The organism is Pseudomonas sp. MH9.3 (assembly GCF_034354675.1).
Lineage (GTDB): Bacteria > Pseudomonadota > Gammaproteobacteria > Pseudomonadales > Pseudomonadaceae > Aquipseudomonas.
Map to the genome: position 1 here is coordinate 3,767,360 of NZ_CP133785.1, position 19,005 is coordinate 3,786,364.

General features: G+C 61.0%; 16 protein-coding genes. 11 read left to right on the forward strand and 5 right to left on the reverse strand.

What is annotated here, in order from left to right:
* The first annotated feature begins 45 nt into the window (after positions 1-45).
* Positions 46-2,829: a DNA polymerase I gene (gene polA / locus RHM60_RS16800; protein WP_322212245.1), complete on the forward strand. Its 2,784-nt coding sequence runs from the start codon at positions 46-48 to the stop codon at positions 2,827-2,829.
* Positions 2,830-3,097: 268 nt separating this feature from the next.
* On the opposite strand, the gene yihA is transcribed toward polA, so the two are convergent.
* On the reverse strand, positions 3,098-3,739 hold the full coding sequence (gene yihA, locus RHM60_RS16805) for a ribosome biogenesis GTP-binding protein YihA/YsxC (RefSeq protein WP_015373414.1): 642 nt from the start codon (positions 3,737-3,739) through the stop codon (positions 3,098-3,100).
* A gap of 296 nt (positions 3,740-4,035) precedes the next feature.
* Between yihA and RHM60_RS16810 the strand changes: the two genes are divergently transcribed.
* The 5 genes from RHM60_RS16810 (at position 4,036) to RHM60_RS16830 (ending at position 9,216) form a co-directional block, all read left to right on the forward strand.
* A complete protein-coding gene (locus RHM60_RS16810) occupies positions 4,036-4,647 on the forward strand; it encodes a c-type cytochrome (protein ID WP_209986867.1) in 612 nt (203 codons plus the stop codon).
* Between the two features lie 168 nt (positions 4,648-4,815).
* A complete protein-coding gene (dsbA, locus tag RHM60_RS16815; protein ID WP_231422163.1) occupies positions 4,816-5,451 on the forward strand; it encodes a thiol:disulfide interchange protein DsbA in 636 nt (211 codons plus the stop codon).
* Positions 5,452-5,461: 10 nt separating this feature from the next.
* Positions 5,462-6,340, forward strand: coding sequence for an endonuclease/exonuclease/phosphatase family protein (locus RHM60_RS16820; protein WP_209986876.1), 879 nt, complete (start codon positions 5,462-5,464; stop codon positions 6,338-6,340).
* Complete coding sequence (locus RHM60_RS16825; RefSeq protein ID WP_322212246.1) at positions 6,337-8,352, forward strand: GGDEF domain-containing protein; 2,016 nt, start codon at positions 6,337-6,339, stop codon at positions 8,350-8,352. Before RHM60_RS16820 ends, RHM60_RS16825 begins: the two co-directional genes overlap by 4 nt.
* An 87-nt stretch (positions 8,353-8,439) precedes the next feature.
* On the forward strand, positions 8,440-9,216 hold the full coding sequence (locus tag RHM60_RS16830) for an N-acetylmuramoyl-L-alanine amidase (RefSeq protein ID WP_209986884.1): 777 nt from the start codon (positions 8,440-8,442) through the stop codon (positions 9,214-9,216).
* A gap of 220 nt (positions 9,217-9,436) precedes the next feature.
* On the opposite strand, the gene RHM60_RS16835 is transcribed toward RHM60_RS16830, so the two are convergent.
* Together RHM60_RS16835 and algB are read right to left on the reverse strand one after the other, a co-directional pair.
* The gene (locus RHM60_RS16835) at positions 9,437-11,224 is read right to left on the reverse strand and encodes a KinB sensor domain-containing domain (RefSeq protein ID WP_322212247.1); all 1,788 of its coding nucleotides are present in this window, start codon (positions 11,222-11,224) and stop codon (positions 9,437-9,439) included.
* 10 nt (positions 11,225-11,234) lie between these two features.
* Positions 11,235-12,581, reverse strand: coding sequence for a sigma-54-dependent response regulator transcription factor AlgB (gene algB, locus RHM60_RS16840; protein ID WP_003233753.1), 1,347 nt, complete (start codon positions 12,579-12,581; stop codon positions 11,235-11,237).
* 393 nt (positions 12,582-12,974) lie between these two features.
* Between algB and RHM60_RS16845 the strand changes: the two genes are divergently transcribed.
* The 5 genes from RHM60_RS16845 to RHM60_RS16865 all read left to right on the forward strand — a co-directional run bounded on the left by RHM60_RS16845 (position 12,975) and on the right by RHM60_RS16865 (position 17,365).
* Entirely contained in the window at positions 12,975-13,259 is a 285-nt protein-coding gene (locus tag RHM60_RS16845; RefSeq protein WP_209986891.1) for a hypothetical protein, read from the forward strand.
* 79 nt (positions 13,260-13,338) lie between these two features.
* A complete protein-coding gene (locus RHM60_RS16850) occupies positions 13,339-13,503 on the forward strand; it encodes a DUF1328 domain-containing protein (protein ID WP_003187386.1) in 165 nt (54 codons plus the stop codon).
* A 2-nt stretch (positions 13,504-13,505) separates the two neighbouring features.
* A complete protein-coding gene (locus RHM60_RS16855) occupies positions 13,506-13,976 on the forward strand; it encodes an inhibitor of vertebrate lysozyme family protein (RefSeq protein ID WP_057006174.1) in 471 nt (156 codons plus the stop codon).
* Between the two features lie 729 nt (positions 13,977-14,705).
* Positions 14,706-16,037 carry a glutamate/aspartate:proton symporter GltP gene (gltP, locus tag RHM60_RS16860; RefSeq protein ID WP_209986893.1) on the forward strand — a complete coding sequence of 444 codons (1,332 nt, stop codon included), beginning with the start codon at positions 14,706-14,708 and terminating at the stop codon, positions 16,035-16,037.
* A 98-nt stretch (positions 16,038-16,135) separates the two neighbouring features.
* On the forward strand, positions 16,136-17,365 hold the full coding sequence (locus RHM60_RS16865) for a nucleoside recognition domain-containing protein (RefSeq protein WP_057006172.1): 1,230 nt from the start codon (positions 16,136-16,138) through the stop codon (positions 17,363-17,365).
* A 93-nt stretch (positions 17,366-17,458) separates the two neighbouring features.
* On the opposite strand, the gene RHM60_RS16870 is transcribed toward RHM60_RS16865, so the two are convergent.
* On the reverse strand, positions 17,459-18,070 hold the full coding sequence (locus RHM60_RS16870; RefSeq protein ID WP_231422159.1) for an ABC-type transport auxiliary lipoprotein family protein: 612 nt from the start codon (positions 18,068-18,070) through the stop codon (positions 17,459-17,461).
* Positions 18,067-19,005 carry an MlaD family protein gene (locus RHM60_RS16875; protein ID WP_209986904.1) on the reverse strand — a complete coding sequence of 313 codons (939 nt, stop codon included), beginning with the start codon at positions 19,003-19,005 and terminating at the stop codon, positions 18,067-18,069. The genes RHM60_RS16870 and RHM60_RS16875 overlap by 4 nt, the downstream gene beginning before the upstream one ends.

Sequence of the window (19,005 nt, forward strand, 5' to 3'; positions counted from 1 at the left end):
CCGGCTATTCTAGCGCCTGACCCGCCGAAAAGGTTGATCCTGCTCATGAGCCAAGCGCCCCTCGTCCTGGTGGACGGTTCTTCTTATCTGTACCGCGCCTTCCATGCACTGCCACCGCTGACCACCTCCAAAGGCCTGCCGACCGGCGCGGTCAAGGGCGTGCTGAACATGCTCAAGAGTCTGCGCCGGCAGTACCCAGACAGCCCGTTCGCGGTGGTTTTCGACGCCAAGGGTGGGACTTTTCGCGATGACATGTATGCCGATTACAAGGCCAATCGTCCGAGCATGCCCGATGACATGCGTCTGCAGATCGAGCCGCTGCACCAGAGTGTGATCGCTCTGGGCTTTCCGTTGCTGTGCGTCGAAGGCGTCGAAGCCGATGACGTGATCGGCACCCTCGCCCGCAGCAGCGCGGCCGCCAGCCGGCCGGTGGTGATTTCCACCGGTGACAAGGACATGGCGCAGTTGGTCGACGGGCACATTACCCTGGTCAACACCATGACCGGTAGCGCGATGGACGTAGAGGGCGTGAAGGAGAAATTTGGCGTCGCTCCGGAGCAGATCATCGATTATCTGGCATTGATGGGCGATTCGTCCGACAACATTCCCGGCGTGCCGGGCATTGGTCCCAAGACTGCCTCCGGCTTGTTGGTGGGCGTCAATGGCGGCCTCAAAGAGCTTTATGAGCAGTTGGACATTGTGCCGAGCCTGCCGATTCGCGGCGCCAAGACCTTGCGCGCCAAGCTGGAGGAGCACCGCGAGATGGCGTTCCTGTCGTACCGGTTGGCCACGATCAAGATCGATGTGCCGCTGGATATCGGCCTGGACGACCTGCACCTGATCGAACCGGACCGTGAAAAGCTGCTTGAGCTGTACACCCTGCTCGAGTTCAAGAGCTGGTACGACGAGATTCAGCGCGATGCCAAGCGCGTCGAGCTGAGCGCGGCGCCCGTGGCGGTCGAGGTGGTCGAGGCTGTACCCACGGCTCCCCTGGAAACGGCCTACACCACTATCCTCGACCAGCCGACCTTCGAGCTATGGTTGAAGAAGCTCCAGGATGCACCGTTGTTCGCGTTCGACACCGAAACCACCGGCATCGACGCGCAAAAAGCGCAATTGGTCGGGGTGTCCTTCGCCGTGCAGTCCCATGAAGCGGCCTACATCCCGCTGACCCACTCCTACATCGGCGTGCCGGACCAACTGGACCGTGACACCGTGCTGCTTGCCTTGAAACCGCTGCTGGAAGACCCGGCCAAACTCAAGGTCGGCCAGCACGCCAAGTTCGACATGAACATCCTCGCCAACTGCGCCATCGGCGGCGACCCGGCGCAAGGCATCACCGTGCGCGGCATTGCTTTCGACACCATGCTTGAGTCCTATGTGCTCAATGCCACCGTCACCCGGCACGACATGGACAGCCTGGCGAAGAAGTACCTGGACTACGACACCGTCAGTTTCCAGGACATCGCCGGTAAGGGCGCCAAGCAACTGACCTTTGACCAGATCGCACTGGAACAGGCCGGCCCGTACGCAGCCGAAGATGCCGACGTGACCTTGCGTCTGCACCAGGCGCTGCACGCGCAATTGGCCGCGATCCCGAGCCTGGCCAGCGTGCTGTCGGATATCGAAATTCCGTTGGTACCGGTGCTGGCGCGCATCGAGCGTCAGGGCGCGCTGGTGGACAAGGAGTTGCTGGGTATCCAGAGCATCGAATTGGGCCACAAGATGGTCGAACTGGAGCGCCAGGCATTCGAGATCGCCGGTGAGGAATTCAACCTGGGTTCTCCCAAACAGCTCGGCTCGATTCTCTACGACAAGCTCGGCATGCCGGTGCTGAAAAAGACCGGCAAGGGGCAGGCCTCGACGGCGGAAGAAGTGCTGGCCAAACTGGCCGAGGATGACTATCCGCTGCCCAAGGTGCTGATGCAGTACCGCAGCATGAGCAAGCTCAAAAGCACCTATACCGACCGCCTCCCGGAACAGATCAACCCGCGCACCGGGCGTATCCACACGTCTTATCACCAGGCGGTGACCGCGACCGGGCGCCTGTCTTCCAGCGACCCGAACCTGCAGAACATCCCGGTGCGCACCGCTGAGGGGCGGCGCATCCGCCAGGCGTTTGTCGCGCCCAAAGGTTACAAGCTGCTGGCAGCGGACTATTCGCAGATCGAGCTGCGCATCATGGCGCACCTGTCCAGGGACGAAGGCTTGATGAATGCCTTCCGTCACAATCTGGATGTGCACACCGCCACCGCGGCCGAGGTGTTCAAGGTGGAGTTGGGCGAGGTCACCTCCGACCAGCGCCGCAGTGCCAAGGCGATCAACTTCGGCCTGATCTATGGCATGGGCGCGCAGAAGCTGGGCAAGGACATTGGCGTCGATACCAAGACCGCCAAGGCCTATATCGACGTGTATTTCGCCCGCTATCCCGGGGTCCGCGAGTACATGGAGCGCACCCGCGCCCAGGCTGCCGACCAGGGCTACGTGGAAACTTTCTTCGGCCGCCGCCTGTATGTGCCGGATATCAATTCCAACAGACCCCAGGAACGCGCCGCCGCCGAGCGCACGGCGATCAACGCGCCGATGCAGGGCACCGCCGCCGATATCATCAAGAAAGCCATGGTGCGCGTGGATAACTGGCTGACCGACTCGGGTCTGGATGCCAAGGTGATTCTGCAGGTACACGATGAATTGGTGCTGGAGGTGCGTGAGGATCTGGTCGCCGAAGTCAGCGAGAGGATTCGTGAGCACATGAGCGCTGCCGCGCAACTGGACGTGCCCCTGCTGGTGGAAGTGGGTGTGGGCAACAACTGGGACGAAGCGCACTGACGGCGGGCGTTCGCCACCGGCAACGGGCGGTGGCACAGCGTTTGACGTGGGAAATAGCCTTCAGGTGTTTCACAGTTTTTCGAGCGAGCCGGAACTTAACCTGTGAATTGCTACTCAGAGTCTCTGAATGGGTGGTGAAGCCCTTCAAAGCTCCTATGTTGTGTTAAGTGTTGGCAGATATCCGGACTCCGCCCTAGCGGTCCGGAACTTGAACCCCGAACTTCCCCTCCCCATACGAAGTCCGGGGTTTTTTTTGCCTGCAGAAAAGCTATTCGGCGATTTCTGCGCCCTTGTCTGCCAATTCCATCCAGCCGGCCAGCACGGTGTAGGCGTCTTCCAGGCCCATGCGCTTTGGCGCCGAGAACAGCTGGATGGTGATGGTGTCACCCCAGCCCTTGCGGATTTCGGCCTGCACCTTGAGCAAGGTGTTCTTGGCCGCGCCGTAGGTGAGCTTGTCGGCCTTCGTCAGCAGGATATGCATCGGCATGCCGCTGGCGACAGCCCAGTCGAGCATCAGCAGGTCGAAGTCGGTCATTGGATGACGGATGTCCATCATCAGGATCAACCCTTTCAAACTCTCGCGGCCACCCAGATAGGCCTCCAGGTGACGCTGCCAGTGCAGCTTCAGCGGGATGGGTACTTTCGCGTAACCGTAGCCTGGCAGGTCGACCAGACGACGCTCGTCGTCCAGCTTGAAGAAGTTGAGCAGTTGCGTGCGGCCCGGGGTCTTCGAGGTGCGCGCCAGGCTGGCGTGGGTCAGGGTGTTCAGTGCGCTGGACTTGCCAGCGTTGGAGCGGCCGGCAAAGGCGACTTCAAAGCCTTCGTCATCGGGGCATTGGTCCACTTTGGCGGCGCTGAGCATGAAGGTGGACTGTTGGCACAGACCGAGGATGGGATTCTTGAGTTGCATGAGATTTCCGATGTGAGCGGTGCCGAAAAAGGGGGCGGCAAGCGGTGTCGTTTCCGTTTAAGTAACGCGAGTATATGATGCCGCAGATTTTGTGTGTGCTTTCATGGCGCTCAGGCTACACAGGAACCCCAGGCGCTGTACAACCGAGTTTGTGTTCAAAGGCAATACCGCGCGTGGTTTTATGCAGGGCCGCAAGGCTGGAGATCACCAGGTCGTCGATCCGTTGATGATGAGTAAACCCGGTAGATAACGTTTAAAACTTCTGGCCGCAGTTGGATGAGTAGTTGGATTAGCTGATGAATAAACTGATCGTGAGTCTGCTGTTGGCCCTGGGCATCACCGGTGTTGCCCAGGCTGCGGGTGACGCCAAGGCGGGCCAGACCAAAATTGCCGTATGTGGGGCCTGCCACGGGCCCGATGGCAACAGCCCGGTGCCGAATTTTCCCAAGTTGGCAGGTCAGGGCGAGCGCTACCTGGCCAAGCAGATGCACGATATCAAGGACGGCAAGCGTACGGTGCTGGAAATGACCGGCTTGCTGGCCAACTCCAGCGACCAGGACATCGCCGACCTCGCGGCATACTTTGCCGCCCAGAAAGGCAGCGTGGGCGCCGCTGACCCCAAGCTGGTCGCCCGTGGCGAAAAGCTGTTCCGCGGCGGTGACCTGAGCAAGGGCCTGCCGGCCTGCACCGGTTGCCACGCGCCCGATGGCACAGGCAATGCTGCCGCGGGCTTTCCGCAGTTGAGCGGTCAGTACGCGCAGTACACCGCCAAACAACTGACTGATTTTCGCAAGGAAGACGCAGGCCGGGCCAACGATGGCGAGGCGATGACTATGCGCACCATCGCCCGCAAGCTCAGCGATGAGGACATTGCGGCCCTCTCCAGTTACATCGAGGGTCTGCACTGACGGGCCGCGACGTTAACACTCGATTAATCCCGCGATGCAAGCATAAAAAGGGTGGCCCGGGCCGCCCTTTTTTGTGGCCGCTGCCGTTACACTAACGAACTCATGTCCGCGTAGACCTGTCACAACTAAAGGTCGCGTGAGGCGACTTTATTTGTCCAGGAGTAAAGCATGCGTAATCTGATCCTCAGCGCCGCTCTCGTCACTGCCAGTCTTTTCGGCATGACCGCACAGGCCGCCGATGTGCCGCTTGAAGCCGGTAAAACCTACGTCGAGCTGGCTAACCCGGTGCCGGTTTCGGTACCAGGCAAGATCGAGGTGGTGGAGCTGTTCTGGTATGGCTGCCCGCATTGCTACGCATTTGAACCGACCATCAATCCCTGGGTCGAGAAACTGCCCAAAGACGTGAACTTCAAACGCATCCCGGCCATGTTCGGCGGCCCTTGGGATGCCCACGGCCAATTGTTCCTGACCCTGGAAGCCATGGGTGTCGAGCACAAGGTGCATAACGCCGTATTCAACGCCATCCAGAAGGAAGGCAAGCGTCTGACCAAGCCGGACGAAATGGCTGACTTCGTGGCCACCCAGGGTGTCGACAAAGAAAAATTCCTCGCTACCTTTAACTCCTTCGCCATCAAGGGCCAGATCAAGCAGGCCAAGGAACTCGCGCAGAAGTACGGGGTGCAAGGCGTGCCTACCATGATCGTCAACGGCAAATACCGTTTCGACCTGGGCTCCACTGGTGGTCCTGAAGCGACCCTCAATGTCGCTGACCAACTGATCGCCAAAGAGCGTGCAGCCAAGTAAGGGGCTCGTCATGCGCCGCTGGGGAACCGAACGTGGCATTGGCCTGCACGAACCGCAGGTCAATGAACATCACCTGGAGTCAACGGGCCTGCCGGCGGACAGCCGTCTGCGCTTGCTCAGCTTCAATATCCAGGTGGGCAACAGTACCGAGAAGTATCGGCACTACCTGACCCGTGGCTGGCAGCACCTGCTGCCCCACAAAGGGCGCACCGGTAACCTGCAGAAGATCGGCACCCTGCTCAATGACTTTGATCTGGTCGCATTGCAGGAAGCTGACGGCGGCAGTCTGCGCTCGGGCTATATCAACCAGGTGGAACACCTGGCCCAGCTCGGCGGCTTCCCCTACTGGTACCAGCAACTCAATCGAAACCTCGGGCGTCTGGCGCAGCACAGCAATGGTGTGCTCAGCCGCCTGAAGCCGACGGCCATCGAGGATCACCCGCTTCCAGGCCCGAAGGGGCGCGGCGCAATCCTCGTGCGATTCGGCGAAGGCCCGGAAGCGCTGGTAGTGGTGATGATGCACCTTGCCCTCGGCGGGCGGACGCGCAACCTGCAACTGGCCTACGTGCGCGAGCTGATCGGCAACTACAAGCACCAGGTGTTGATGGGGGACATGAACACCCACGCCAACGACCTGCTTCTGAATTCACCGTTGCGTGACCTCGGGCTACTGGCGCCGCAGGTCGAAGCGACGTTTCCCAGCTGGCGCCCGCAGCGCTGCCTGGACCATATCCTGCTCAGCCCGACCCTCACGCTGGAAAGTGTGCAGGTCCTGGCGCAGCCCATTTCCGATCACCTGCCCGTCGCGGTAGAGATTCGTCTGCCGGGTTCGCTCACGGTTGATGCATTGCCCGCGTTGAGCACCAGCCCTCGCGGACCCCTTGCATGAGCGACGACGCCGAGCGCTGGAAAGAAAAATACCTGTTAAGCATCGAGCAGCAGGACAAGCTCGAACGCCGTTGGGCCGCCCGCCTCGACCTGCTGCGCCGGGGCCTGGTGCGCAGTACGCTGGCCGCTGAAGGCACCGACCGCGCCGTCGACCAATGCATGAAGGAAATGCGCGATGTGGTGCGCACCGACGACATGGACGCCGCCCTCGCCGCCTTGCTGCCGCGCCTGGAAAAAGCCGTGCTCGATTCAGAGCAGCGCCGCGAGACCCGTGTCGACCAGATCAGCACCGCGCTCACCGCCCTGGTCGCCCAGCTGCAGCAATTGCCACTGCCGCGCGAGGTGGCGCGCCCGCTCAAAGCCTTCGCCAAGCAACTGGACAGTCGCGTGGGCCAGGCTCGTGAGATTCCGCTGCTGCTCAGCGAATTGAGCAGCCTGCAGGGGCAGGCGTTGAATAATCTGGAGGCTGACGGCGAAACTCCACGGCCTGGTCCAGGTTTGCTGCAACGCTTGTTCGGGAGCGCCAAGGAGGTCGCTCCCGAAACGGTGGCCGATGAGCCTCCGGTAAAGCCGACGTCAAAACCGGTTGCTCCAGAGCCTGTGACTGAAGAGCAGGCCGCTGCACCTGCCGAACCGCCACCCCAAGTCTTGCCGACCCCTGCGCCATTGCCGCAATCGCTGACAGCAGCGCCTGCGGTTGAAGTCGCCGCACAACCCAGGGTCGAAGCGGCACTTGCAGAAATCGCCGTCGCCGAACCTGCCGCTGATCCTGAACCCGAACCTGAAGCCGAAGAGCCGCCCAACCAAAGCGCGCTCGCGGCCTTTATTGAAACCCCCGAAGTGCTGGTTGATACACCGGAGGAGACCAGCATCGGCAGCCTGTCGCTGCCGCCCGTTCTTGAGGACGAAGAAGCCGACGAGCAGCCCGGGGAAAGCGGCTATGCCCTGCCCGACTCGCCGGAGCCTTCCTACAGCTCCGTGGCCCGGCATATCGAAAGCACCTTGCTCGGCCTGCTGGAAGACCTGAGCCTCCCAGAGCGCCACCGGCCCCAGGCCGAAGCCATGCGCGAGCGCCTGGCCAATGGTTTGAACTGGTACGAGTTGCTGCCGATTCTCGATGACCTGGCGGTGCTGATGCTGGCGGTCACCGACAGCGGCCAGCATGAGTTCGAGGCTTATCTCAAGCACCTCAACGAACGTCTTGAAGCGTTTCAGGGCCATCTGCAGGTGGCCAGCGATGACCACCTCGACAGCCGCTCCGCCGCCCGCCAGCTTGACACGCAGATACGTGAACAGGTCGACGGCTTGCAAAGCAGCGTGCAGGAAGCGGCCGACCTGGACAGCCTCAAGCAGGTATTGGAAAGCCATATCGAAGGCTTGCTCGGCACCATGGACGAGCACCGCCAGCAACGGGACCAGCGCGAAGAGGAAGTGGCAGCGCGGCTCCAGGGGCTGGCCGAACGCGTCGCCCACATGGAGCAGGAAGCGCTGGGCTATCGCGAACATATGGAGGTGCAGCGTCAGAAGGCGTTGATTGACCCGCTGACCCGCCTGCCCAACCGCGCGGCGTGGAGCGAGCGTCTGGACCACGAGGTCAACGCCTGGCATCAGCGCGGCAACAGCCTGTCGCTGGCGATGCTGGACCTGGATCACTTCAAGCGCGTCAACGACGGCTACGGCCATCTGGCCGGCGACAAGGTGTTGAAGATCATCGCCAACGTGCTGCGCAAGCACCTGCATGGCCGCGACTTTATTGCGCGCTTTGGCGGCGAAGAGTTTGTGTTGCTGATGCCCGACACTTCACTCACTCAGGCGCTGGCTGTGGGCGAAGTGCTGCGGTCGGCCATCGAGGCCTGCCCCTTCCACTTCAAGGGCGAGCCGGTGACGATCACGCTGTCCATGGGCGTGGCGCAGTTCCAGCCGGGGGAGCGCAGCGACGTGGCGCTCAAACGCGCCGACGAGGCGTTGTATCGCGCCAAGGCCGCTGGGCGCAATCAGGTGCAGGCGGCGTAAAAATGTTCCATTTCATGATTTGAGCGCTGTGTCACACACCTTACGTTACACTGTTGCATTACCGTCTTCAGCGTGACGTCACTCCCTATGAAAACCCTGTACTTCGCCTTCCTGTTCATTCTGCTCGCCGGCTGCGCCAGCGGTCCGCGCATTGACACCAACCATCCCTCGGTCAACCACGACAATCGCGTGCAGTTCGTGATCGTCCACTACACCTCCACCAACCTTGAGCGCTCGCTGGCCTTGCTCACCCACGGCCAGGTCAGCAGCCACTACCTGATCGGCGACGACGCCAGCGCCACCATCTACAAGCTGGTGGATGAGAGCCAGCGCGCCTGGCATGCCGGGGAAAGCCAGTGGGCGGGCCGCACGTGGCTCAACTCCAGCTCCATCGGTATTGAAATTGTCAACCCCGGGTACACGGACACGCCGACCGGTCGCCTGTGGTACCCCTATTCAGAGGCCCAGGTGAAGTCCTTGGTGGTGTTGCTCAAGGACATCAGTAAACGCAACGGCATCGATCCCAAGAACATCATTGGTCACAGCGACATCGCGCCGCTGCGCAAACTCGACCCTGGTCCATTGTTCCCCTGGAAGCGTCTGGCCGACGAAGGCCTGGGCCAGTGGCCCGACGCCCAGGCGGTCGCCCGCTTCCGGCAGCAGTACGCAACGCAGCTGCCGAGCATCACCTGGTTCCAGGAAGAGTTGGCGAAGTTGGGCTACCCGACGCCGCAGACCGGCGAACTGGACGTGGCCACGCGGCATGTGATCGCGGCGTTTCAGATGCACTTCCGTGCGTCGCTGTTCGACGGCACGCCAGACGCCGAAAGCGCCGCGATCCTGAGTGCTCTGAACCAACGCTAAACCCCAGGCAGGCGCGTGGCGAGCGACCTTTATGGTGAGCGGCCTCTGTGGCAGCGGGCCCTGTGGCGAGCGGGCTTGCCCCGCGTTGGGCTGCGCAGCAGCCCTAATCAAAACAACACGGTTTATCTGACGCAACGCGGTGCCTGACTGGGGCTGCTGCGCAGCCCAACGCGGGGCAAGCCCGCTCGCCACAGGGTTCGCTCCCGACGAAGCGTTCGAACTAGAGGGGCAACGCCATATAAAACTGCGTACCCTGCCCCGGCCGCGAGTACACGCCCATGCGTCCGCCGTGCAATTGCACGATTTCCTTGCACAGTGCCAGCCCCAGGCCTGCGCCACCTTTCTTGCGGCCCACCTGCACGAAAGGTTCGAAGATGCGCCCTTGCTGGCCATAGGCAATGCCTTCGCCATTGTCTTCGACGCTGACAATCACCCGCTCGCCATGGCGTCGCGCCTGCAGGTGGATTTGCCCGCCTTCGGCGGTATGACGCAGCGCGTTGGCCAGCAGGTTGTCGAGCACCCGCTCCAGTTGCGCCTGATCGGCGTACAGCCGTGGCACGTCGGCCTGGGCTTCCACTAGCAATTCAATATGTTGCGCGTTTGCCGTCTCGGCAAAGCGCGCGCGCGCATGCTCGAGCAGGTCCGTCACGTCGCATGGCCCTAGCGTGAGTTTCTGCAGGCCATTCTGGTAGCGCGAGAAGTTGAGCAAGTCGTTGATCAACTGCATCAGGCGCTGCATCTCTTCGTTGACCGTATCCAGCAGGTCCGCCTCACGGGACTCTGCCGGAAACTTCGCGCGCTCGCGAAAAAGACCAAACGCCATGTGCATGCCGGTCACCGGCGTGCGCAACTCGTGTGAGGCGCGCAATACGAACTCGCTGCGCACCCGCTCGAAGGCACGCTGCTCGGTGACGTCATGCAGCACCATCACCGCGCCGAGGATATGCCCCTGGGTATGACTCACCGGCGTAAGGCTGTAGGTCAGCAGGCGCAATTCGCCTTCGACGTCCACTTCCAGATCATCCGGCGCCCGCTCCAGGTTGCCGCCGCGCAGCACCAACTGCAATTGTTCATCCAGTTCCGGGCGCACCAGCGCTTCGCCCAGTCCCTGCCCCAGGCGCTCCTCGTCCCAGCCCAGTTGACGCTGTGCCACAGGGTTGAGGTGCTCAAGGCGGCCTTGGCGATCGATCATCAGCAGGCCGTCGTCGATGCTGTCGAGCACCGCCTGCAGGCGCTGCTGGCCGGCCAGAAGTTCGTCGACATTGGTTGCCTGATGCTGGCGCAGCGCCTCGGCCATGATGCCGAAGCGCCGGGTCAGCTGGTTCATTTCCGCCGCTGACGAGATCGGCAGCGTCACCTCGAAATCGCCCTGCCCGATCTTGTCGGCCGCCTTGGCCAGGGCTTCGATCGGCCCACCAAAGCGTCGTGCGATGCCATGGGCGGTGATGAAGCCGATAATCAGCACGGCAAGTCCAACCACCCCCAGCGCCGCAGCGATCAATAATGCACGGTTGCGCGACTTGTGTTCGCTGGCGTTGATGTTTTCCAGGGCTTGTTTGTGTTCGGCGATCAGGCCATTGCGCAAGGCGTTGAAGCTATCGGTCAGTTTCTGATTTTTTTTGTTCGCCAGTGGCGATCGCTGGGCTTCGTCGAACGCTTTCAGAAAGTTCAGGTAGTCGATGCGCGCCTGGCTGAAACCGTTGATTCGTCCATCACGCTTTTCATGGGCGATACCTTCGTCCAGCAACGCAAAATATTGCTGCTTGGACGTCTCCAGGGCCTTGGCGTCGGGTTGCTCTTCCAGCATCAGGATCAACTGGTCCCCCAGGCTCTGACGCAGCTTGAGCCCCAGGTCCAGGGTGATGAAGTTGCTGCGGATCAGGGATTCCTGGCTCTTTGCCATTTGCATCACGCTGACCAGCCCCAGCACCAGGCCCAACAGGGCCACGGTGATCAGTGCGGAGATGCTCAGGAATAACCGAGTGCGCAGTTTCATCGCAAGCTTCATAGGGCAAAGCTCACAGGTTGTACTGTTTGCGTTTGCGGTACAGCGTCGAGGCGTCGATACCCAGTGTACGGGCCGCCTGATCCAGGGTGTCGCTGGTGGCCAGTACCGCGCCGATGTGGGCTTTTTCCAGCTCATCCAGGCTCAACGCCGCACCGATGCGCGGCGCATTGTTGGTCGGCTGTTCCGCCATCCCCAGGTGGCTGATCTCGACTTTTTCCTGGGGGCAGATAATGCTCGCGCGTTCCACGACGTTGCGCAGTTCGCGGATATTGCCCGGCCAGCGGTAGTTGAGCAGTGCTTCGCGAGCCTGGTCGCTGAAACCTCGCGCCGGTCGTGCGTAGTCCTTGACGAAGCGCGCCAGGAAACGGTCCGCCAGGGTCAGGATGTCTTCACTGCGTTCGCGCAACGGCGGCAGGTGCAAGGTGATGACGTTGAGACGGTACAGCAGGTCTTCACGGAAGCGGCCGTCACGCACCATGTCTTCCAGGTTCAGGTTGGTGGCCGCGAGGATGCGCACATCGGCGCGGCGGGTCACCGGATCGCCGACGCGTTCGTATTCCTTGTCCTGGATAAAGCGCAGCAACTTGGGCTGCAGGGTCAGCGGAAAGTCGCCGATCTCATCGAGAAACAGCGTGCCGCCGTCCGCCTGGTTGACCCGACCCAATGTGCTTTCGCTGGCCCCGGTGAAGGCGCCGCGGCTGTGGCCGAACAACTCGCTCTCCATCAGTTCCGCCGTGAGAGACGGGCAGTTGATGGTGACGCAGGATTTCTTGGTGCGCTTGCTCCAGCCATGAATGGCCCGCGCCAGCTCACCCTTACCGGTGCCGGATTCGCCCAGGATCAGGATGTTAGCGTCGGTGCCGGCCACCTGGCGTGCGGTTTCGAGTACCACCATCATTGCCGGGCTATGGGAGTCGAGGCCGTCCTTAGGTTTGCGGACTTCGCCCTCCAGCGCCTCCAGGCGCGCGGAGAGCTGGCGCACTTCCAGCTGTTTGGCGGTGGCCAGACGCAATTGGTCCGGGCTGCACGGCTTGACCAGATAATCGGCCGCGCCGGCCTGGATCGCATCCACGGCGGTGTCGACGGCCGAATGCGCGGTGACGATCACCACGCGCATCCACGGCGCCTGAATGCGCATCTGCGCCAGCACGTCCAGGCCATTGTCTTCGCCCAGGCGCAGGTCGAGGAAGCACAGGTCGAACACCTGACGCTGCATCAGGGCATCGGCCTGGGCGGCGCTGTTGGCGGTAGCTACGGTGTAGCCTTCGTCTTCCAGGCAGTAACGGAAGGTGCGGAGAATCGCGGATTCGTCATCCACTAAAAGAATGCGGCCTTGAAGTTCCTTGGCTGATTCCATCTGTCCCGCGCTCCTTAACTTTAAATGATGATGGTGATTAGTCCCGGAATAATCGGGCAAGTTGCATGGTTTATTCTGATCGATAAAAGGCGACTTCGCGCAGCTATCTGCGCACCTTCTTACAGCACCCCAGGCTAGTGGCGTTTTTAGCCCTTCGTGCCACTTCGGCAACCGCTGCGGCGGGTTCTATCCCTTGACCCGACCACTGGCCATCGTGCATTTCGCACGGCCTGCAAGGGGGCATCGTGCAGGATGCTGGGGCGTTTGTATTGGGTTCAATCTTAAATCATTGATTTTATTAATATTTATTTTGAAAAAAAGCTGGCATGCGCTCTGCAATACATCTCCCAAGAGTGTCATGAACCAATAATCAGAATGCGGGAGAAATGCAGCATGACTCGCCAAAGCCTCAGCCAATTGCGTGTATCGCCACTGCGCCTGCAACAGGGTCTGTTTGCCAGCCTGGCACTGATGATCACGTTGATTGGCGGCCAGCAGTTGCAGCACTGGCAACAGAGTCAGCAGCAAGTCCCGCAATTCGACCGTCCGGCCATGACGCAAAACCATTTTCGTTCCATCGCCAGCGCGACTGCCGATGTGACTGCCCCGCAATTGCGTGTGGTCGACCAGGATTCCACCCTGGACGCGCTGCCTACGCAAGAGCGCTGGGTGTTCTAGGCAATAAATCGGGCGCCGTACTGAGCGACCGCACTGCACTAAAGCTGTTACCCCCTATGAAAGCGTAAGGAGAATCACCATGTTGAGTTGGGCAATCACGTTTCTGATCATCGCCATTGTGGCTGCAGTCCTCGGCTTCGGTGGCATCGCCGGCACCGCCACAGGTATCGCCAAGATCCTGTTCGTTGTCTTCCTGGTGATGTTCATCGCTTCGTTCTTCTTTGGTCGTAAAGGCCGAGGCTGAAGATGACCACTCTTTCTTTTAAAGCCATTACTGTCGCCCTGTTGTTGGGCGGCAGCGGTTTGGCGATGGCCGCCAATGACGGTCAGACCCGAGCCAACGAATTGCTCAGTGCGGACCCGCAGTACCGTGAAACCTGGCGAGACGTGGTGAAGAAAGAAGAGCGCCTGCCGGAATGGGTGATGAACCTGTCCGGCTCGGCCGAACAACAGATGACCGCAGTTGAAGAAGATGGCGACAAGTACCTGGTCGGGCCGCTTTGCGAGACTGCAGACACCTGCCTGAACAAGCGTCTGATCGTAGCCGTCAGCTTTGACAAGGAAGATGCCTACGCCCTGTTGGTGGAAGTCCCGGCCGGTTTGCCGAAGGACAAATCGCCGACGCGGCACGCCGATTACCGGTTTATAGGTAAGCCGGACGAAGGCATGCAAAAGCTGTTGATGGAACAGCTCAAGAAAGATCCGAATTGGTACTAGGTTCCGTTTGACGCACTCAGCGTCTGCGGGGCCGGCGTCCATAGAAAGAAGCCCGTCGCTTTTTTCTGTCTGCATCGCTCGCCAAGGGCGATGCATGACCAGGGGGCCGGGTTGCTCTGATCAATCGAGATCGGCGTGACCTACGGGTACAGGGAGTGCCTGCGCAAGGGCCGGGTCAGGTGAAAAGCTGCGACGCAAGTTCACAAGTCCTCAAGCTTGCTGAACTTGCGGCGGGCTCGTTGCTCTGATGGACTGCTTCCCATACCGGCCTTAGCCGAATATTTCGTTTTCGCTCTTTACCAACCATTACTGGTTGTGTCGTCGCGACCACCTATCGAGAAAGTTTTGCCCCCTCCATAGGATATTTCTGACGCATACTCCGTTAATTTACGGGCGTTTGTGCCAGCCCTTCAGCGCGCGTCTGTCTCTCTGAGCAAGCCTGTATTGGCAGGTTCACGGCACGTTTGCCCGTCAGATTGGCGTAATCGAACTGACCGTTCGGACAGTTATTTCCCAAAAAAGCCATGCCGATTCGGCATAGGGTAGGCGTTTACGGCATTAGACGTTGCTCCCTTGCATGGGAATAGTTGCGCCTTTTTTCGCCTGCCAGTAAGCCATTTCGGCCATGCGGCGGTGACCTTCCATGGAGGCTTGTGCACACACTTTTTCGCTCTCGAGCGTTGCGGCTGGCGCATTCGCCTTAAGTTCACGTGAAGTAAGGGTAATGACATGAAGAAGGCAAAACTAAGCCTCGCCTGGCAGATCCTCATCGGTCTGGTCCTGGGGATTGCAATCGGTGCGGTGCTCAACCATTTCAGTGCTGAAAAGGCCTGGTGGATCAGCAACGTCTTGCAGCCGGCAGGCGATATCTTTATCCGCCTGATCAAGATGATCGTGATCCCAATTGTGATTTCCTCGCTGATCGTCGGCATTGCCGGGGTCGGTGACGCGAAAAAGCTGGGTCGGATCGGTGTCAAAACCATTCTTTACTTCGAAATCGTCACCACCATTGCCATTGTTGTCGGCCTGTTGCTGGCCAACCTGTTCCATCCGGGCGCAGGCATCGACATGAGTACCCTGGGCACTGTCGATATCTCCAAGTACCAGGCGACTGCCGCCGAGGTGCAGCATGAACATGCGTTCATCGAGACCATCCTCAACCTGATCCCCTCGAATATCTTCGCCGCCGTCGCCCGTGGCGAGATGCTGCCGATCATTTTCTTCTCGGTGCTGTTCGGCCTCGGCTTGTCGAGCCTCAAGCCCGAGCTGCGCGAGCCGCTGGTGACCATGTTCCAGGGCGTGTCCGAGAGCATGTTCAAAGTCACCCACATGATCATGAAGTACGCCCCCATCGGTGTCTTCGCGCTGATCGCGGTGACCGTCGCCAACTTCGGCTTCGCTTCCCTGCTGCCGCTTGCGAAGCTGGTGATCCTGGTTTACGTCGCCATCCTGTTCTTCGCCTTTGTGGTGCTGGGCCTGATCGCTCGCCTGTTCGGCTTCTCGGTGATCAAGCTGATGCGCATCTTCAAGGATGAGCTGGTGCTGGCCTACTCCACCGCCAGTTCCGAAACCGTGCTGCCGCGCGTGATCGAGAAGATGGAAGCCTACGGCGCGCCGAAGGCGATCTGCAGCTTTGTGGTGCCGACCGGTTACTCGTTCAACCTTGACGGCTCGACCCTGTACCAGAGCATCGCCGCCATCTTTATCGCCCAGTTGTATGGCATCGACCTGTCGATCGGCCAGCAACTGATGCTGGTGCTGACCCTGATGGTCACCTCCAAAGGGATTGCCGGCGTGCCGGGCGTGTCTTTCGTGGTGCTGCTGGCCACCCTGGGCAGCGTGGGCATTCCGCTGGAAGGCCTGGCCTTCATCGCCGGTGTCGACCGCATCATGGACATGGCGCGTACCGCGCTCAACGTGATCGGCAATGCCCTCGCCGTGCTGGTGATTTCTCGCTGGGAAGGCATGTACGACGATGCCAAAGGCGAGCGCTACTGGAACTCGCTGCCGCACTGGCGCACCCGGACAGCAGTGCCGACCGCCCAGGCCACTCGCGGCTGATCGCCCTCAGGCGCTGAAACAAACCCCGGAAAATTCCGGGGTTTGTCGTTTCTGTCAGCCCCGTTATCATTCGCCCCATCTTTCGGGGGATTTAACTGATGCTCAATGGCCTGTGGCTTGGCTTCTTTGTCGTGGCAATGGTGTCAGCACTGGCGCAATGGCTGGTGGGCGGTAACGCCGGGATTTTCGCGGCGATGGTCGAAAGCATTTTCGCCATGGCCAAATTGTCAGTGGAAGTCATGGTGCTGCTGTTCGGCACCCTGACCTTATGGCTGGGTTTTTTGCGCATCGCCGAAAAAGCCGGGATCGTCGACTGGCTGGCCAAGGCCCTCGGGCCGCTGTTTCGCCGGCTGATGCCCGAAGTGCCCGCCGGCCACCCGGCCATCGGCCTGATCACCCTCAACTTCGCCGCCAATGGCCTGGGCTTGGACAACGCCGCGACGCCCATCGGCCTGAAGGCCATGAAGGCGCTGCAGGAACTCAACCCCATTCCCAACACCGCCAGTAACGCGCAAATCCTTTTTCTGGTGCTTAACGCCTCGTCGCTGACGCTGTTGCCGGTGACCATCTTCATGTACCGCGCCCAGCAAGGCGCCGCCGATCCGACGCTGGTCTTCCTGCCGATTCTGCTGGCCACCAGCGCCTCGACGCTGGTAGGCCTGCTATCGGTGGCGGTGATGCAGCGCCTGCGGTTGTGGGACCCGGTGGTGCTGGCCTACCTGATTCCCGGTGCGCTGGTGCTGGGTGGTTTCATGGCGTTGCTGGCCACTCTGTCCGCCACGGCGCTGGCCGGGCTGTCGTCGATCCTTGGCAACCTGACGCTGTTTGGGTTGATCATGCTGTTTCTGCTGATCGGCGCGCTGCGCAAGGTCAAGGTGTACGAGGCGTTTGTCGAAGGGGCCAAGGAAGGTTTCGATGTGGCGAAAAACCTGCTGCCCTATCTGGTGGCGATGCTCTGCGCAGTCGGTGTGCTGCGTGCTTCCGGGGCGCTGGACTTCGGCCTGGAAGGCATCCGTCATCTGGTGGCGTGGACCGGCATGGACACGCGGTTTGTCGACGCCTTGCCGACCGCGATGGTCAAGCCGTTCTCAGGCAGCGCGGCGCGGGCGATGCTGATCGAGACCATGCAGACCCAGGGCGTGGACAGCTTCCCCGCGTTGGTGGCGGCGACGATTCAGGGCAGTACCGAGACCACGTTTTATGTGTTGGCGGTGTACTTTGGGTCGGTGGGGATTCAGCGGGCAAGGCATGCCGTGGGGTGCGCGTTGCTGGCGGAGTTTGCCGGTGTGGTTGCGGCGATTGCGGTGTGTTACTGGTTCTTTGGCTGAGGCTGAAGTCGCTATCGGGAGCAAGCCCCCTCCCACATTTTGAAAGCGTCCACAGGTCAAAATGTGGGAGGGGGCTTGCTCCCGATGAGGCCCTCAGCGATTCGTTGCTCTACTGCCCTGCTCAACCACCCAATCCACCACCTGCCTGTTCAACTGATCCCCCGCCAATCCAAACCCGGCGACTACCGCCGGCACCTTGGTATCGGCCACCGGCTGCCTTACCTCAAACCGCCGGCTGGCAATAATCCGCTGATCACTGCCCCGCACCACCCGCGCATCCAACCGAATCACCACCTGCACCGCACTGCCTTGGTATTCGCTCTGAAACGCCTGCAGCTGTCCGCCCAGCTCATAGTCGGCTTGTAGGTTGGTCTCGTCGGTGCTCAGCAGCGTCACCCGCCCATCGCGCTGGAAGCCGTCGAGCAGGCGATTGCGCAGCAGCACCGGCGCCGGGTCGCTCCAGCGCGCGTGGGCATAGCTGCTGATCAGGTTGCCATTGGGCACCACGGCAATGCGCGGGCTGTCGAGAAACTCGCTGGTCTGGGGCTTGGTCACGCGCAGCGACCAGCTCAGCGGGGCGCCTTGTGTGGCGGCGGGCGTTGCCGTCAGGCGATACACGTCCGAAGGGTCCGCTTTGGGCAGGATCGAGCACGCGCTCAGCAGTGCCAGGGCCAGTGGAGCGATCAGTTGGCAAGCACGCTTCATGGCGTGAACTCCTTGTTTTTGTCGCTGCCCAGCAGGTAGCCGCTGGGGTTGGCTTCCAGGCGCCGGGAAATGGCGCGCAGCGACGCGAGGGTTTCGCGCAGCTCGCGCACGGCCGGCGCCAGTTCGTTGAGGCCCTGCATGCCGCTGTTCACCGAATCCTTATTTGTGGTGAGCAAGGTGTTGATGGTGGCGGTGCTTTGCTGCAGGGATTTCATTGCCTGCTCGGCGCTGCCGAACGCCTGTCTGCCCTGATCGTTGAGCAAGCCATTGGCGTTGCGCATCAGCACGGTGGTCTGCTCGAGCGCAGCGGTGGCCTGCTTGCTTACCTGCATCAGTTGTTGCATCACCACCTTGATATCGCCGCGCTGATCGGCAATGGCGCCAGTGGTTTGCTGCAGGTTGTCGAGGGTCTTGCTCAGGCGGTCGACGTTCTGCGAAGAAAACATATTGTTGGCGTTGTGCAGCAGCAGGTTGATGCCGGTCATCAGGTCATTGCTGTTATTGAGCAGCCGCGCGATGGGCGACGGTGAGGCGATGATCAGCGGCAGCTCGCCATCCTTGCCCTTGAGTTCGGGGCTTTGCGGCGTGCCGCCGCTGAGCTGGATGATCGAGGTGCCGGTGATGCCGGTCAGCGCGAGCTTGGCCTGGGTGTCTTCCTTGATCGGTGTCTGCCCGGCCAGGCGGATGCGCGCCAGCACGCGGCGCGGGTCTTTCGGGTCCAGGCGCAGGCTGGTGACGTCGCCCACCTTGATCCCGCTGTACTGCACCGAGCTGCCCTGGGACAGGCCGCTGACCGCCTCGTTGAAGATCACTTCGTAATCCTGGAAGGCGCTGTCGACGCTGGATTTGGCCAGCCACAGGCCAAACAGCATCGCGCCGACCACCACGATCACGCTGAACAGACCGATCATCACATGATGGGCGCGGGTTTCCAT

What these genes read in the sequence shown, in the direction of transcription:
- RHM60_RS16850 (WP_003187386.1), top strand. Translation starts at nt 13,339, where the DNA reads ATGTTGAGTTGGGCAATCACGTTTCTGATCATCGCCATTGTGGCTGCA.
- polA (WP_322212245.1), top strand. Translation starts at nt 46, where the DNA reads ATGAGCCAAGCGCCCCTCGTCCTGGTGGACGGTTCTTCTTATCTGTAC.
- RHM60_RS16825 (WP_322212246.1), top strand. Translation starts at nt 6,337, where the DNA reads ATGAGCGACGACGCCGAGCGCTGGAAAGAAAAATACCTGTTAAGCATC.
- RHM60_RS16835 (WP_322212247.1), bottom strand. Translation starts at nt 11,224, where the DNA reads ATGAAGCTTGCGATGAAACTGCGCACTCGGTTATTCCTGAGCATCTCC.
- algB (WP_003233753.1), bottom strand. Translation starts at nt 12,581, where the DNA reads ATGGAATCAGCCAAGGAACTTCAAGGCCGCATTCTTTTAGTGGATGAC.
- RHM60_RS16855 (WP_057006174.1), top strand. Translation starts at nt 13,506, where the DNA reads ATGACCACTCTTTCTTTTAAAGCCATTACTGTCGCCCTGTTGTTGGGC.
- RHM60_RS16875 (WP_209986904.1), bottom strand. Translation starts at nt 19,005, where the DNA reads ATGGAAACCCGCGCCCATCATGTGATGATCGGTCTGTTCAGCGTGATC.
- RHM60_RS16830 (WP_209986884.1), top strand. Translation starts at nt 8,440, where the DNA reads ATGAAAACCCTGTACTTCGCCTTCCTGTTCATTCTGCTCGCCGGCTGC.
- RHM60_RS16820 (WP_209986876.1), top strand. Translation starts at nt 5,462, where the DNA reads ATGCGCCGCTGGGGAACCGAACGTGGCATTGGCCTGCACGAACCGCAG.
- dsbA (WP_231422163.1), top strand. Translation starts at nt 4,816, where the DNA reads ATGCGTAATCTGATCCTCAGCGCCGCTCTCGTCACTGCCAGTCTTTTC.
- RHM60_RS16845 (WP_209986891.1), top strand. Translation starts at nt 12,975, where the DNA reads ATGACTCGCCAAAGCCTCAGCCAATTGCGTGTATCGCCACTGCGCCTG.
- gltP (WP_209986893.1), top strand. Translation starts at nt 14,706, where the DNA reads ATGAAGAAGGCAAAACTAAGCCTCGCCTGGCAGATCCTCATCGGTCTG.
- yihA (WP_015373414.1), bottom strand. Translation starts at nt 3,739, where the DNA reads ATGCAACTCAAGAATCCCATCCTCGGTCTGTGCCAACAGTCCACCTTC.
- RHM60_RS16870 (WP_231422159.1), bottom strand. Translation starts at nt 18,070, where the DNA reads ATGAAGCGTGCTTGCCAACTGATCGCTCCACTGGCCCTGGCACTGCTG.
- RHM60_RS16865 (WP_057006172.1), top strand. Translation starts at nt 16,136, where the DNA reads ATGCTCAATGGCCTGTGGCTTGGCTTCTTTGTCGTGGCAATGGTGTCA.
- RHM60_RS16810 (WP_209986867.1), top strand. Translation starts at nt 4,036, where the DNA reads ATGAATAAACTGATCGTGAGTCTGCTGTTGGCCCTGGGCATCACCGGT.